Origin of the sequence: Achromobacter sp. ES-001 (assembly GCF_019448355.1) — a bacterium.
Classification (GTDB): Bacteria; Pseudomonadota; Gammaproteobacteria; order Burkholderiales; family Burkholderiaceae_B; genus Achromobacter; species Achromobacter spanius_B.
This window is the reverse complement of sequence record NZ_CP079940.1, coordinates 2,320,034-2,333,581: the sequence shown is the minus strand read 5'-3', so window position 1 is coordinate 2,333,581 and position 13,548 is coordinate 2,320,034. Positions and strand designations below refer to the sequence as shown.

General features: G+C 65.0%; 14 protein-coding genes, 1 tRNA gene and 1 riboswitch. Of the genes, 13 read left to right on the top strand and 2 right to left on the bottom strand.

Features of this window, described 5'->3' with window-relative positions; genetic code table 11:
• Window positions 1-10: 10 nt before the first annotated feature.
• Together xth and KYT87_RS10610 are read left to right on the top strand one after the other, a co-directional pair.
• Entirely contained in the window at window positions 11-793 is a 783-nt protein-coding gene (gene xth, locus KYT87_RS10615; RefSeq protein WP_104144911.1) for an exodeoxyribonuclease III, read from the top strand.
• 68 nt (window positions 794-861) lie between these two features.
• Window positions 862-937, top strand: a tRNA-Ala gene (locus KYT87_RS10610).
• A 132-nt stretch (window positions 938-1,069) separates the two neighbouring features.
• Here KYT87_RS10610 and KYT87_RS10605 read toward each other — a convergent pair.
• The gene (locus KYT87_RS10605; protein ID WP_219992201.1) at window positions 1,070-2,521 is read right to left on the bottom strand and encodes a sodium:solute symporter family protein; all 1,452 of its coding nucleotides are present in this window, start codon (window positions 2,519-2,521) and stop codon (window positions 1,070-1,072) included.
• A gap of 100 nt (window positions 2,522-2,621) precedes the next feature.
• Window positions 2,622-2,726: riboswitch (TPP riboswitch) on the bottom strand.
• Window positions 2,727-2,832: 106 nt separating this feature from the next.
• Between KYT87_RS10605 and KYT87_RS10600 the strand changes: the two genes are divergently transcribed.
• Entirely contained in the window at window positions 2,833-3,615 is a 783-nt protein-coding gene (locus tag KYT87_RS10600) for a 3-oxoacyl-ACP reductase (RefSeq protein ID WP_046804586.1), read from the top strand.
• 5 nt (window positions 3,616-3,620) lie between these two features.
• On the top strand, window positions 3,621-4,907 hold the full coding sequence (locus tag KYT87_RS10595; protein WP_046804585.1) for an LLM class flavin-dependent oxidoreductase: 1,287 nt from the start codon (window positions 3,621-3,623) through the stop codon (window positions 4,905-4,907).
• 8 nt (window positions 4,908-4,915) lie between these two features.
• On the opposite strand, the gene KYT87_RS10590 is transcribed toward KYT87_RS10595, so the two are convergent.
• A complete protein-coding gene (locus KYT87_RS10590) occupies window positions 4,916-5,818 on the bottom strand; it encodes a LysR family transcriptional regulator (RefSeq protein WP_219992200.1) in 903 nt (300 codons plus the stop codon).
• 125 nt (window positions 5,819-5,943) lie between these two features.
• Between KYT87_RS10590 and KYT87_RS10585 the strand changes: the two genes are divergently transcribed.
• The 9 genes from KYT87_RS10585 to ccmB all read left to right on the top strand — a co-directional run bounded on the left by KYT87_RS10585 (window position 5,944) and on the right by ccmB (window position 13,545).
• A complete protein-coding gene (locus KYT87_RS10585) occupies window positions 5,944-6,906 on the top strand; it encodes a 3-hydroxyacyl-CoA dehydrogenase family protein (protein WP_219992199.1) in 963 nt (320 codons plus the stop codon).
• On the top strand, window positions 6,903-7,757 hold the full coding sequence (locus KYT87_RS10580; protein ID WP_219992198.1) for a 3-keto-5-aminohexanoate cleavage protein: 855 nt from the start codon (window positions 6,903-6,905) through the stop codon (window positions 7,755-7,757). Before KYT87_RS10585 ends, KYT87_RS10580 begins: the two co-directional genes overlap by 4 nt.
• A gap of 309 nt (window positions 7,758-8,066) precedes the next feature.
• Window positions 8,067-8,225, top strand: a complete 159-nt coding sequence (gene napE / locus KYT87_RS10575; RefSeq protein ID WP_035212934.1) for a periplasmic nitrate reductase, NapE protein — start codon at window positions 8,067-8,069, stop codon at window positions 8,223-8,225.
• Between the two features lie 23 nt (window positions 8,226-8,248).
• Window positions 8,249-8,566 (top strand): chaperone NapD, encoded by a 318-nt coding sequence (locus KYT87_RS10570; RefSeq protein WP_046804581.1) that lies wholly within the window; start codon window positions 8,249-8,251, stop codon window positions 8,564-8,566.
• Window positions 8,550-11,045, top strand: a complete 2,496-nt coding sequence (gene napA / locus KYT87_RS10565; RefSeq protein WP_219992197.1) for a periplasmic nitrate reductase subunit alpha — start codon at window positions 8,550-8,552, stop codon at window positions 11,043-11,045. Before KYT87_RS10570 ends, napA begins: the two co-directional genes overlap by 17 nt.
• A 19-nt stretch (window positions 11,046-11,064) precedes the next feature.
• Window positions 11,065-11,553: a nitrate reductase cytochrome c-type subunit gene (locus KYT87_RS10560; RefSeq protein ID WP_143215357.1), complete on the top strand. Its 489-nt coding sequence runs from the start codon at window positions 11,065-11,067 to the stop codon at window positions 11,551-11,553.
• Window positions 11,554-11,569: 16 nt separating this feature from the next.
• Window positions 11,570-12,238, top strand: coding sequence for a cytochrome c3 family protein (locus KYT87_RS10555; RefSeq protein ID WP_104145342.1), 669 nt, complete (start codon window positions 11,570-11,572; stop codon window positions 12,236-12,238).
• Window positions 12,225-12,914 (top strand): heme ABC exporter ATP-binding protein CcmA, encoded by a 690-nt coding sequence (gene ccmA, locus KYT87_RS10550; protein WP_219992196.1) that lies wholly within the window; start codon window positions 12,225-12,227, stop codon window positions 12,912-12,914. Before KYT87_RS10555 ends, ccmA begins: the two co-directional genes overlap by 14 nt.
• Window positions 12,880-13,545 (top strand): heme exporter protein CcmB, encoded by a 666-nt coding sequence (gene ccmB, locus KYT87_RS10545; RefSeq protein ID WP_219992631.1) that lies wholly within the window; start codon window positions 12,880-12,882, stop codon window positions 13,543-13,545. The genes ccmA and ccmB overlap by 35 nt, the downstream gene beginning before the upstream one ends.
• Window positions 13,546-13,548: the final 3 nt, after the last annotated feature.

Below are 13,548 nucleotides of genomic sequence, written 5' to 3'. Positions count from 1 at the left end.
TACCAGACACATGAAATTAGCCACCTGGAACGTGAACTCCCTGAATGTACGCCTGCAGCAGGTGCTGGATTGGCTGGCTGCCAATCCTGTCGATGTGCTGTGCATTCAGGAACTGAAGCTGACCGACGACAAGTTTCCCGAGGCGGCGTTCAAGGAAGCCGGTTACCACGCGGTTTGGGCGGGGCAGAAAACGTATAACGGCGTGGCGATTGTGTCGCGCGTGCCGGGTACGTCGATGGTGCGCAATATTCCCGGCTACGACGATCCGCAGCAACGCGTGCTGGCGCTGACGTTTCCCAGCCCCGAAGGCGACGTGCGCGTTGTTTGTGCGTACTGCCCCAATGGTCAGGCGGTGGATTCGGACAAGTATTTGTACAAGCTGGCCTGGTTTGACGCCATGCGCAACTGGCTGGCCGAGGAAATCAAGCAGTATCCGCGCTTGGCGGTGCTGGGTGACTACAACGTCGCCCCGGCCGATGAAGACGTGCACAACCCCGAGAAATGGGAAGGCCAGGTGCTGGTGTCTGAACCGGAACGCGCGGCCTTGCGCAGCCTGATGGAGCTGGGCCTGACCGATTCGTTCCGCCTGTTCGAGCAGCCCGAAAAGTCGTTTTCGTGGTGGGATTACCGGCAATTCGCCTTCCGCCGCAATGCCGGCCTGCGGATCGACCACGTGTTGTTGTCTGCCCCGCTGGTCAAGCGCTGCGTGGCCTGCGTCATCGACAAAGAGCCGCGCCGCAACGAGCAGCCGTCGGACCACGCGCCGGTAGTGGCCACCCTGGAATTCGTCTGAAAATAATTGCGCCGCGCCGTATTGCGCGGCGCTTTATTGTTCAGGTATAGTTTTGCTCTTGCTTCATTGGGGCGGTAGCTCAGCTGGGAGAGCGTCGCGTTCGCAATGCGAAGGTCGGGAGTTCGATCCTCCTCCGCTCCACCAATATTCCAGACAAGAAAGCCTTGGACACCGCAACGTGTTCCAAGGCTTTTTTGTTTTGGCTGGCGGCGCGGGATCGGGCCGAAATTCAGGCCGGAATTCAGGCCGGAATTCCGGCCATATTCCAAGCCACCATCAGGCCGGGTCCTTGTCCAAACGGCGCACCGCCGCGCTCAGTGTCGACAGATCAAACTCCTTGACGCCGCGACGCATCCCGCGCATCAACACGGTGACCAGCACCGGGACAAAGGCGGCCAGCAGGAACGATTCGAGCAGAAACGTAGGCTTGTCGCCCGGCGCCGGAAAGAAGAACAGCCCGGCCGCCAGCCCCGCGACCGTCGCGGTCGTTGCGGTGACGCCATCGTGCTTGCGGCTGAACAGACCATAGAACACCGGAAACGCGGCGGCCGAGCACAGCAGGTCGGCCAGTAGGAACAGGTACAGCACGCTATAGCCCTGCGAGGCCACGATCATCACCGGAATCGCCAGCAGCAACACCGCCCAGCGCGCCAGACGCTTCATGTCCATGCCGGTGGCGCGCGGCATCAGGCGGCGCATATCCACCGCCACGATGCTGGACACGGCGCTGATGGCGGTGTCGGCCGTGCTCATGACCAACGACAAGCCCAACGGGATCAGCGCGATCACGAACCAGGCGGGCGCGTGCGGCATGATGACGCTGAACAGCGCGATGGAACTATCGCCCTGCGGTGCCAGCCCGACAAACGCCAGGCCGAACAAACCCATCAGGAAGATGAACGGCGCGGCCAGGATACCCCCCAGCAAAAAGCCATTGCGCATCGACCGCGTGTCTTTGGCGGCATAGATGCGCTGCCAATTGCCCTGGTGGAAGATGCCGGTCAGCAAAATCGCCACGAAGAAGGTCAGGCCGGCTTTGACGCCCACGGGATCGGTCAGATCCAGCAGCTGTGGCGCCTTGGCGCGTAAAGCCTCGATCGTCGGCAAGGCCCCGCCCGCCGCCTGCCAGCCCACCACGCAAAGAATCACCAGCAGCGGCACGATGACCATCATCTGCACCTGATCGGTGAAGATCGATGATCGCAAGCCACCATACGTGGTGTAGAGCAGCGTCGTGCCCATCACGATGGCGGCCGTGGCCCACAGCGGCACCGGCGCCAGCATGGTGACCAGCTTGGCAATGGCCGTGACCTCGGCCGACAGCGCGATGAACAGGTAGAACAGCATGATGAACAGCGCCAGCCCGTACATAGGCCGCCCGTACCGCGCCATCAGGAATTCCGTCAGCGTGTGACCGTGCGGGATCAGTTCGCGCATGCGCCGGCCCAACGGAATCATGACCAGACGCGGCGACATGGACCCCAGCGCGTAGCCGATAACCGCCGCCAAGCCGCCCCAGGTGGCGGCCTGCGCCGGCGAAAACAGAATCCAGGCGCCCAGCGTGGACGCCATCAGCGTCAGGATGGTGCCAAAAGCGCCCTGGCTGTTGCGCGCCACGATATAGTCTTCCAGCGTGCCGCGCTTGCGTCGCGTATACAGCACGCTGGCGGCGGCAAAGCCACCCGAAAAGAGCAGCAGCCACATCAAGGCGGTGGTTTGGGTCAGCATGGAAAGCGGTCCTCCCTGGCCCGGCAAACGGCCGGACGCGCGTTGCGGCACCGTCCGCAAGGCGGGCCGCTGATGAATCAAAGCACTAGGGAGGGCGCGCGAATGGCGCGATGTCCTTCCCTTCGCCGGCATTACCCGGATCAGGTTCAAAGGGTTACCGCGACAACGCGGAATCTCAGCCAAACAGGCTCCCCCAGGAATTGCCGCAAGATTAGGGTCGCGGCAAGCCAATGTCAACGCATCGATTTATGCTAAGTTCGCCCGCTTGCGGCACCTGATTGCACGCGTGCCGGTGAACCGACGAGCCCACCATGCCCATTGCCCACCCCGCCCCCGCCTTGAATGAACAACTGGTAATCGTGACGGGAGGCGCCCGCGGATTGGGTGCGCACATCACGCGGGCCTTTTTGCGGGAAGGCGCAAAGGTGGTGATCAATTACCTGAACAGCGCCCAGGCCGCGCAGGCGCTGGCCGCCACCGCGCCGCAACGGACGCTGGCGGTTCAGGCCGACGTGCGCGACGCAACCGCCGTCGCCGCCATGATCGCCCAGGCGCAAAGCCACTTCGGCATGCCCGTCACCACGGTGGTCAACAACGCCCTGCCCGCCTTTGCCTTCAACGGCGACGCGCGCCCACATGCCGACACGCTGACCTGGGACCACTTGAATCAGCAGATCGAAGGCAGCGTGCGCGGCGCGCTGAACACGACGCAAGCCGCCCTGCCCGGCATGCGCCAGGCTGGGGTGGGCCGCATCATCAACATCGGCACCAACCTGGTCCAGAACCCGGTGGTGCCGTATCACGACTACACCGCCGCCAAGGCCGCGCTGCTGTCGTTCACGCGGACGCTGTCGCAGGACCTGGGGCCCGACGGCATCACGGTCAACATGGTGTCCGGCGGCCTCTTGCGCACCACTGACGCGTCGGCCGCCACGCCAGAAGCCGTGTTCGACCTGATCGCCGCCAGCACGCCGCTGCGCGCCGTCACCACGCCGGAACAGTTCGCCGATGCCGTGCTGTTCTTTGCCAGCCCCTGGTCGCGCAGCGTCACCGGCCAGAACCTGGTCGTGGACGGCGGCCTCGTGAAGAACTGATCGCCATGTTGCACCTGAACCTGTTCATCTTCGGCTGCGGCCACCACCGCGCCGCCTGGCGGCATCCGGACTCGGCTGCTGAACGCCTGGGCGATATCCGCTATTACGAATCGCTGGCGCGCACGGCGGAACGCGGCAAGCTGGACGCCATTTTTTTCGCCGACGGCCAGTCCACCGACAACATCGGCGACGGCCCGCGCTGGTACCTGGAGCCGCTGACGACCATGGCCGCCATCGCGCGCGCCACCACGCACATCGGCTTGATCAGCACCGTGTCCAGCACCTTTTTCACGCCGTTCCACGCGGCGCGCATGGTGGCGTCGCTGGATCACATATCGGGCGGACGCATGGGCTGGAACGTCGTCACGTCGATGTTCGACGCCGAAGCCCGCAACCACGGCTTTGAAGCCATGCCGGGGCACGACTGGCGCTACGCGCGCGCCGAAGAATTCGTGGACGTAGCGTTGCGCTTGTTCGATTCATGGAAGGACGATGCCCTGGCCATCGACCGCAACGGCGTCTATGGCGTGCCCGAGCGCGTGCGCCCGATCCACCATCACGGCGACCACTTCCTGGTGGACGGCCCGCTGACCGTGCCACGCCCGCCGCAAGGCCACCCGGTGCTGTTCCAGGCCGGTGCATCCGACCAGGGCCGCGACCTGGCCGCCCGGCGAGCCGAGGCGATCTACGCCGTGGCGTATGACCTGCCGGCCGCGCAATCGTATTACCGCGACATCAAGCAACGCGTACGCGACGCAGGGCGCACCGCCTTCGTGCCCATCATGCCGGGGCTGGTTACGTACGTGGGGTCAACCGAAGCCGAAGCCCGCGCCAAGCAGCGCGAGCTGGACGTGTTGCTGCCCAGCGACGCATCGCTACGGCAGTTGGGCACCTTCGTGCTGCAAGATTGCAGCACCTGGGAGCTGGACGCCCCCGTGCCCGCGCTGGTGCCGCTGCATGAATTCAAGGGCCCCAAGGGCCGCTACGCCACCATTTTGCGCATCATTGAAACCGAGCAACCCACCGTGCGACAACTGCTGGGCCGCCTGGCGGCGGGTGGCGGCCACTGCACGATGGTGGGCACCCCCGAGCAAATCGCAGACCGGATGGAACACTGGTTCCGTAACGAAGGCGCCGACGGCTTCAACCTGATGCCGCCGTCGTTGCCGGGCGGCATCGATGACTTCGTGGACCAGGTGGTACCGGTGTTGCAGCGGCGTGGCTTGTTTCGTACGGAATACGAACACACTACGCTGCGGGGGCATCTGGGGCTGGAGCGGCCGGCGGGATAGACCCTGCGTTACCGCGCCGCCAAATATTCCTTCAACGTCCCCACCAACGCCGCCGCCGCTGGCGACAAACTGCGGTTGCGTGACGTGACCAGGCCAATCGATCTTTCCGCCACCGGCCCGATCAGCGGGCGTTGCACGATCCCCGTCTGCGATACCGCGCCGGCGGCGATCTCGGGCAGGGCCGCCACGCCGAAACCGCATTCCACCATCGCCACGATGGTCGTCAGGTGTTCGGCTTCGAACGCGGGCGTGAAGCGGATGCGGTTTTGCAGGAAGGCCCATTCCGTGTATTGCCGCACGCTGCTGGGCTGCACCATCGATACGTGCGCGGCGGTGGCGGTGTCGGCCCAGCGCAGCGGGCCACTTGATCTTGCCAAGGCGTGCGACTCGGGAATCAGCAGCAAAAAGCTGTCGGACATCAGCGGCACGTAGTGCAGGTCGGCGTGCTGGGGGTCGGCGGCGGTCAGCGCGAAGTCCACCTCGCCTGCGCGCACAAGGTCGAACGCGGGGCCGGACAAGGTGTCGCGCACCTTCAGGGCGACGTTGGGGTGTTCCTGTCGATACGCCATCAGCACGCGCGGCAGCAGACGCGCGGCCAGCGACGGCAAGGCGGCGACCGACACCTGGCCCTGCTCGGCGCTGGTGACGCCGCTGACGGCGGCGATGGCGTCGCGGAACGCAACCTGCAAGGTGGCGGCCTGCTGCATGAAGACCTCGCCCGCGGCTGTCAGCCGCACCGTGCGCGTCGTGCGGTCGAACAGCCTTACGCCCAGCGCTTCTTCAATGCGTTGTATCTGCGTGGACAGCGCCGACTGCGACAGATGCAGTTGCGCCGCCGCCTGCCGGAAGTTCAGCGTGCGGCCCAGCACTAGCGTGGTATCGATGTCGCGCATCGAAAGATTGATCTGCATGTCCCCAAAACCTCGGTTTGTATTGATCTGGTTTGTCGATCATTCTATCCAAAAAATCTGATTCATCTATCAAACCGGCTTCTCTACACTCGCCCCCAACGACGATGCAATAACAGGAGCAAACCATGCAGACGGACGCAACTGCGCTGCCCAACCCGGGCGCGGCGCATGCAGTGGTGGTGGGTGGCGGCACGATGGGCGCGGACGTGGCGGTGGTGCTGACGCGCGCCGCCTGCCGCACCACCGTGATCGAATCGAACGCCGAACGCGCGGCGGGCCTGCCCGCGCGCGTGGCCGAAAACCTGAAGACGATCGGGCGCGAGGCCAACGCCCCGCTGCTGGCCACGGCTGCCAGCCTGGATGAGGTGGACTGGTCCACCGTGGACCTGGTGATCGAGTGCATACCCGAACGGCTGGACATCAAGCAGGCGCTGTTTGCCGACCTGGCGCGGCGCGCGCGCCCGGACGCCATCCTGGCCAGCAACAGCTCCAGCTTTCCGATCAGCGCCATCAGCCAAGGCCTGGACACGCGTGGCCGCATGTTGGGCCTGCATTTCTTCATGCCCGCGCACCTGGTGCCGCTGGTGGAAGTGGTGCTGGGCGAGGCCAGCGATAACGCCTGCGCCGATTCGTTGATTGGGTTCATGCGCCGTTGCGGCAGCGTGCCGGTCAAGGTCAAGCAAGACCTGCCCGGCTTTCTGGCCAACCGCTTGCAGCACGCGCTGTCGCGCGAGGCGTTTGACCTGATCGACCGCGGCATCGCGTCGCCGGAAGACGTGGACGCCGCCGTGCGCTTCGGTTTCGGCTTTCGCTTCCTGGCGGCCGGCCCCGTCATGCAGCGCGATCACGCCGGCATCGACGTACACGCAGCCGCCGGCGCCACGATGTACCCCACGTTCTGCAACGCCGACCACCCCGCGCGCTGCCTGACCGAACGCGCCGCCGATGGCCGCCACGGCATGAAGGCGGGCGAAGGCTTCTACGCCTGGACGCCCGAAACCATTGCCGCCGAGCGTGCCCGCTACGACCGTTTGCTGCGCGCCGGCCTCGACCTTATCAACCCGGAACTGCCGGAGATCCAGCCTTGAACGCCCCTGCCTTGCCGCGCGCCGCGCTGGCCGAATCCCCCGTCATCATCACCGTGGCGCCCAACGGCGCCTACAAGAAAGCCGCCGACCATCCGGCCGTGCCGCTGACCGCCGACGACCTGGCGCGCGAAGCACGCGCCTGCCTGGATGCCGGCGCGGGCATGATGCACATGCACGTCCGCAAGCCGGACGGCAGCCATCTGCTGGACGCCACCGCCTATCGCGACGCCCTGACCGCCGTGGAACGCGCGGTGGGTCGCGAGTTGCTGGTGCAGGTCACCAGTGAAGCCGCCGGCGTGTACAAGGCGGCCGAGCAGATTGCGTTGGTGCGCGAACTGCAACCCGAAGCCGTATCGATCGGGCTGCGCGAAATCGCCGTGCCGGACATTCCCGAAGCCGAGCTTGCGGCGTTTCTGGCGTGGCTGGCCGAGCGCCGCATCATGACGCAGATCATCCTGTACGACGAAGGCGACGTGCGGCGCTGGTTGTCGTTGCGCGCGCGCGGGCTGGTGCCGCCCGGCGCGTGGTCGGTGCTGTTTGTGCTGGGCCGCTACAGCGCCGGGCAGACGTCGTCGGCGTATGACCTGCTGCCATTCCTGGGCGCGTACGATCAGTCCTTGCCCTGGGCGGTGTGCGCGTTTGGCCCCGAGGAAAACGCCTGCGTCACGACGGCGGCGGCGTTTGGCGGCCACATGCGCGTGGGCTTTGAAAATAATTTGAAGCTGCGCGACGGCGGCATCGCGCCGGACAACGCCGCGCTGGTGCGTCAGGCAGCGGACGGCGCACGCGCACTGGGCCGCCCGATCGCCACCGCCGCCGACGCGCGCCGCATCTACGGGGCCATTGCCTGAACCCGTAGACGTATCCCCGCCGCTGCCGGATTGTGGATGGCGGATCGCGTGCCTGATGCCTCGCCGGATCAATCCGGCCAGCGCGTCCGGCACGCTTTTTTTATCGCCCGGCAATCGCGCGTGCGTCGCCGCGCCATTGCCGCGTTCTCGCCTGCCCCCGCCGCGATAGCGCCGCGCCGGGCTTGCTTATTGCAGCGCCGCAAAAGTGTTTCGCCGTCATGCAACATTGACGCAATGTAAAAGCACTGCTAAAAACTTCGACATCCGCACGTTCAATGCAATACCCCGACTTTTCAAGTGAGGTGGTGTGTGCAAAACGAGTCTGATGGGTACACCAAGCCTCAGGAGCTGCGAAGTTTTCTGTTCCTGACGGCTGTCATGGCCCCCGTCCTTACGGTCATCATCGTGGCGGGCTACGGGTTCATCGTCTGGTTCTATCAGCTGATCGCCGGCCCCCCGGGCAGCTGATGCCACGCGACGGAAACCCCTCCATGTCCGCGTTCCCCCCCAATGCGCCGCCCCCGGCGCCGCCCGAGCTGCACATCGCCAGTCTGGTTGTGCATGCCCTGCCCCACCGCTTGCCCGACGTGCGCGCCGCCATCCTGGCGATAGCGGGCTCGGACATCCACGGCGCGTCCGACACCGGCAAGCTGGTCGTCACGCTGGAAGCGCCCACCACCGACGACATGATGGCGCGGATCTCCGAGATCCAGCGCCTGGATGGCGTACTGGCTTCGGCGCTGGTCTACCAGCATGCCGACACGCTGGCCGCGATGAACGAGGAGATTGGCGATGTCCATGGCTCGTAGAGATTTCATCAAGCAATCCGCCGCCGCAGCCGCGGCCACCGTGGCGGGCATTCCCATCGTCGGCATGACGCAAAACATCGTGACCGAATCCGAAGCGGCCAAGCTGAAATGGTCGAAGGCGCCCTGTAGGTTCTGCGGGACCGGCTGCGGCGTGAACGTCGCGGTCAAGGACAACCAGGTCGTGGCCACGCACGGCGATTTCAATGCCGAGGTGAACAAGGGGCTGAATTGCGTCAAGGGCTATTTTCTGTCGAAGATCATGTACGGCAACGACCGGCTGACCACGCCGCTGTTGCGCATGAAAGACGGCAAGTACGCCAAGGACGGCGAGTTTGCCCCCGTGTCCTGGGACCAGGCCTTTGACGTGATGGCCGAACAGTTCAAGCGCGTCCTGAAAGACAAGGGACCGACTGCGGTTGGCATGTTCGGCTCGGGCCAATGGACCATCTGGGAAGGCTACGCGGCACTCAAGCTCATGAAGGCGGGGTTCCGGTCCAACAACCTGGACCCGAACGCGCGCCACTGCATGGCGTCGGCGGCGGTGGGTTTCATGCGCACCTTCGGCGCCGACGAACCCATGGGCTGTTATGACGACATCGAGAACGCCGACGCCTTCGTGCTGTGGGGCTCGAACATGGCCGAGATGCACCCCATCTTGTGGACCCGCGTGACCGACCGCCGGCTGTCCGCGCCCAAGACGCGCGTGGTGGTGCTATCCACCTTCGAGCATCGCTCGTACGAACTGGCCGACCTGACGCTGACCTTCACGCCGCAGACCGACCTGGCCATCCTGAATTACATCGCCAACTACATCATCCAGACCAAGCGGGTGAACCGCGAGTTCGTCGACAAGCACACCGTATTTCACGAAGGCAATACCGACATCGGCTATGGCCTGCGCCCCGACCATCCCTTGCAAAAGGCGGCCAAGAACGCGGACAAGGCGGGGGGATCCAAGCCCATCACCTTCGATGAATTCGCCAAGTTCGTCTCGAAATACGACTTGGAATATACGTCCAAGCTGACCGGCGTCCCGCAAAAGCAATTGCAGGATCTGGCCGAACTGTACGCCGACCCGAAAATCCGCGTGACCTCGTTCTGGACGATGGGCTTCAACCAGCACACGCGCGGCGTCTGGGCCAACAACATGGCCTACAACATCCACCTGTTGACGGGCAAGATCTCGACGCCCGGCAACAGCCCGTTCTCGCTGACGGGCCAGCCGTCGGCCTGTGGCACGGCGCGCGAAGTGGGCACGTTTTCGCATCGGCTGCCGGCCGACCTGGTGGTGACCAACCCCAAGCATCGCGCCCACGCGGAAGAAATCTGGCAGTTGCCGGACGGCACCATCCCCGACAAGGTCGGCGCGCACGCGGTGTTGCAGAACCGCATGCTGAAGGACGGCACCATCAACGCCTACTGGGTGATGGTGAACAACAACATGCAGGCCGCCGCCAACCTGATGAACGAAGGGCTGCCCGGCTACCGCAACCCGGCCAACTTCATCGTGGTGTCGGACGCCTACCCCACGGTCACGACCATTTCGGCCGACCTGATCCTGCCCACCGCCATGTGGGTGGAAAAAGAAGGCGCCTACGGCAACGCCGAACGGCGCACGCAGTTCTGGCATCAACTGGTGAACGCGCCCGGCGATGCGCGTTCCGACCTGTGGCAGCTGATGGAGTTTTCCAAGCGCTTCAAGGTGGAAGAAGTCTGGCCGGCTGACCTGCTGGCCAAGAAGCCGGAGTATCGCGGCAAGACGCTGTTTGACGTGCTGTACGCCAACGGCAAAGTCAACAAATTTCCCAATAGCGAATTGAATGCGGAATATGAAAACCAGGAAGCCCGGGCATTCGGCTTCTATACGCAAAAGGGCTTGTTCGAGGAATATGCCGAGTTCGGCCGTGGCCATGGCCACGACCTGGCACCCTTCGACACCTACCACGAGGTGCGCGGTTTGCGCTGGCCGGTGGTCAACGGCAAAGAGACGCTGTGGCGCTACCGCGAAGGCAGCGACCCCTACGTGAAGGCGGGCGCGGGCTTTGAGTTCTACGGCCACCCGGACGGCCGCGCCATCATCTATGCCCTGCCTTACGAGCCGCCGCCTGAATCGCCGGACAAGGAATACCCGTTCTGGCTGTCTACCGGCCGCATCCTGGAACACTGGCATTCGGGGTCCATGACGCGGCGCGTGCCCGAGCTGTACCGTGCCTTTCCAAACGCGGTCTGTTTCATGCACCCGGACGACGCGCAGGCCATGGGATTACGGCGGGGCGTGGAAGTCGAAATCGAATCGCGCCGCGGCAAGATGCGCACCCGGCTGGAAACGCGCGGACGCAACAAGCCGCCGCGCGGCCTGGTGTTCGTGCCCTGGTTCGACGCCGGCCAGCTGATCAACAAGGTGACGCTGGACGCCACCGACCCGATCTCGTTCCAGACCGACTTCAAGAAGTGCGCGGTCCGGATCGTCAAGGTTTGACGGCCACGGGGAGACAGCCATGAACCACCGCGCCGCCGCCATCGCCATCGCCCTAGTTGCGGGTGTGCTGTTGACTTGCGCCGCCCGCGCTGCCCCGCCGCTGGAGGTCGAAGACCCCATGCGGGGCCCCACGCCCATTGCAGACGAGACCGACCCGCCCTTGATCAGCCCCATCGAGAACAAGGACATCAAGCGGATGCGGACGTATTCGATGCAGCCGCCCACCATTCCGCACAAGATCGATGGCTATCAGATCGACAAAAACTACAACCGCTGCCTGTCCTGCCATGCTCGCGTGAACACCGAGGAAACCCAGGCGCCGCCGCTTAGCGTCACGCATTACATGGACCGCGACAGCAACGTGCTGGCCGAGGTGTCGCCGCGCCGGTATTTCTGTGTGCAATGCCATGTGCCGCAGGCCGAGGCCAAGCCGCTGGTGTCCAACACCTATGAGGACATCGACGTGATCCTCAAGCGCCTGACCGCCCCCGCCACAGGCAAGAAGTAACGGACAGGATGCCGCCATGGTCAAGCTTCTGAAGCGCTACTGGAACATCATCCGCCGCCCCAGCGTGCATTTCAGCCTGGGCTTTCTGACGATAGGCGGTTTCATCGGCGGCATCCTGTTCTGGGGCGCCTTCAACACCGCGATGGAGCTGACCAACACCGAAAAATTCTGCACCGGCTGCCATGAAATGCGCGACAACGTCTACGCGGAATTGAAGGGCACCATCCACTTCACCAACCGCTCCGGCGTGCGCGCGCTGTGTTCCGATTGCCACGTGCCGCACAACTGGACGGACAAGATCGCGCGCAAGATGCAGGCGTCCAAGGAAGTGTGGGGCAAGATCTTCGGCACCATCGACACGCGCGAAAAATTCGTGGACAAGCGGCTGGAACTGGCGCAGCACGAATGGGCACGCTTCAAGGCGAACGATTCGCTGGAATGCCGCAACTGCCACAACTACGAATACATGGACTTCACGCGCCAGAGCGTACGTGCGCAGAATATGCATTCCACGTATCTGGCGGACAAGTCCAAGACCTGTATCGACTGCCACAAGGGCATCGCGCACACGTTGCCGCATATCCCGCCGGCACAAACATCGAACGCAGCGCCGGCGGCCGGCGCAACGAAGGAAATCGCCAAGGCTGGGCCAGCCAAGGTGGAGCCCGCCAATGCGGCCCGCTGACGCGCCCGCGCCCCTGCTGGCCGCCAACGGCCTATGCTGCCCGCGCGGCGGTGTGCCGGGGCAAGGCGTGGGCCCGTTGCACGTTGATGTGCATGCCGGGCAGTTACTGCATCTGCGCGGCGCCAACGGCAGCGGCAAAAGCAGCGTGCTGCGCATGCTGGCCGGTTTGCTGCGGCCCATGGCCGGCTCGTTGCAGGCGCTGGGGCGGGATGTGTTCCGCGACCCGTCGTCGTACCACGCGCGCGTGGCGTATCTGGGCCACGCCAACGCGCTGTGCGGCGACCTGACCGCACTGGAAAATCTGCGCTACTGCCTGCATGTGGCGGGCGTGCCGCAAAGCGATGACGCCATCGCGGCAGGGCTGACGGCCTGGCGCCTGAACGCCTGCCTGCACACACTGGCGGCCCGTTTGTCGCAAGGCCAGGCGCGCCGGGTGGCGCTGGCCGGCGTCATGCTGGGCGGCAAGCCGTTGTGGCTGCTGGACGAGCCCGATGCGGGGCTGGACGCGGCCAGCCTCGAACAACTGTGGACCGAACTGAATGCGCACCTGGACGATGGCGGCGCGGCGGTGGTGGCCTGCCATCGGCAGCCCGCCACCGCTTCCAATCGCTTGCAAACCCTGAACATGGATGACTACGCGGATGCTGGCTACGCTGTCTCAGTTGGTGTTGCGTGACATCCAGCTGGACTGGCGGCGACCCGCCGACACGCTGGGCGCGACGTTGTTTTTCGTGGTCGCCGGGTCGCTGTTTCCGCTGGCGGTCGGCCCCGACCCGGCGCTGCTGCGCGCCATCGGGCCGGGGGTGCTGTGGGTGTGCGCGCTGCTAGGCATCCTGCTAAGCCTGCATCGCCCGTTTTCGCAAGACCACGACACCGGCGCGCTGGAGCAGCTGCTGGTCTCGCCGCATCCGTTGCCGCTGCTGGTGGGCGTGAAGCTGGCGGCGCACTGGTTTAGCGGCTGCGTGCCGTTGATACTGGCCAGCCCCATCCTGGCATTGCAATTCGATCTGCCGCCGCAAGCCATCGGCGTGCTGGTGTTGTCCCTGCTGCTGGGCACGCCCACGCTGGCGTTGGTGGGCGGCCTGGGCGCGGCGCTGACGCTGGGCCTGCGCGGCGCTGCGCTGTTGCCCCTGCTGGTGTTGCCGCTGTATGTGCCGGTGCTGATATTCGGCGCGGGCGCGGTGTCTGCCACGCATGCCGGGTTGGGCGCGGGGCCGCAGCTATCGCTGCTGGGCGCATGCCTGTGCCTGGCGATTCTGCTTTGCCCCTGGAGCGCGTCCGCCGCGCTTCGCGTGGCGTTGGAATGAGGG

What these genes read in the sequence shown, in the direction of transcription:
- ccmA (WP_219992196.1), top strand. Translation starts at nt 12,225, where the DNA reads ATGCGGCCCGCTGACGCGCCCGCGCCCCTGCTGGCCGCCAACGGCCTA.
- KYT87_RS10590 (WP_219992200.1), bottom strand. Translation starts at nt 5,818, where the DNA reads ATGCAGATCAATCTTTCGATGCGCGACATCGATACCACGCTAGTGCTG.
- KYT87_RS10570 (WP_046804581.1), top strand. Translation starts at nt 8,249, where the DNA reads ATGTCCGCGTTCCCCCCCAATGCGCCGCCCCCGGCGCCGCCCGAGCTG.
- KYT87_RS10585 (WP_219992199.1), top strand. Translation starts at nt 5,944, where the DNA reads ATGCAGACGGACGCAACTGCGCTGCCCAACCCGGGCGCGGCGCATGCA.
- KYT87_RS10595 (WP_046804585.1), top strand. Translation starts at nt 3,621, where the DNA reads ATGTTGCACCTGAACCTGTTCATCTTCGGCTGCGGCCACCACCGCGCC.
- KYT87_RS10560 (WP_143215357.1), top strand. Translation starts at nt 11,065, where the DNA reads ATGAACCACCGCGCCGCCGCCATCGCCATCGCCCTAGTTGCGGGTGTG.
- xth (WP_104144911.1), top strand. Translation starts at nt 11, where the DNA reads ATGAAATTAGCCACCTGGAACGTGAACTCCCTGAATGTACGCCTGCAG.
- ccmB (WP_219992631.1), top strand. Translation starts at nt 12,880, where the DNA reads ATGCTGGCTACGCTGTCTCAGTTGGTGTTGCGTGACATCCAGCTGGAC.
- KYT87_RS10605 (WP_219992201.1), bottom strand. Translation starts at nt 2,521, where the DNA reads ATGCTGACCCAAACCACCGCCTTGATGTGGCTGCTGCTCTTTTCGGGT.
- napA (WP_219992197.1), top strand. Translation starts at nt 8,550, where the DNA reads ATGTCCATGGCTCGTAGAGATTTCATCAAGCAATCCGCCGCCGCAGCC.
- KYT87_RS10600 (WP_046804586.1), top strand. Translation starts at nt 2,833, where the DNA reads ATGCCCATTGCCCACCCCGCCCCCGCCTTGAATGAACAACTGGTAATC.
- KYT87_RS10555 (WP_104145342.1), top strand. Translation starts at nt 11,570, where the DNA reads ATGGTCAAGCTTCTGAAGCGCTACTGGAACATCATCCGCCGCCCCAGC.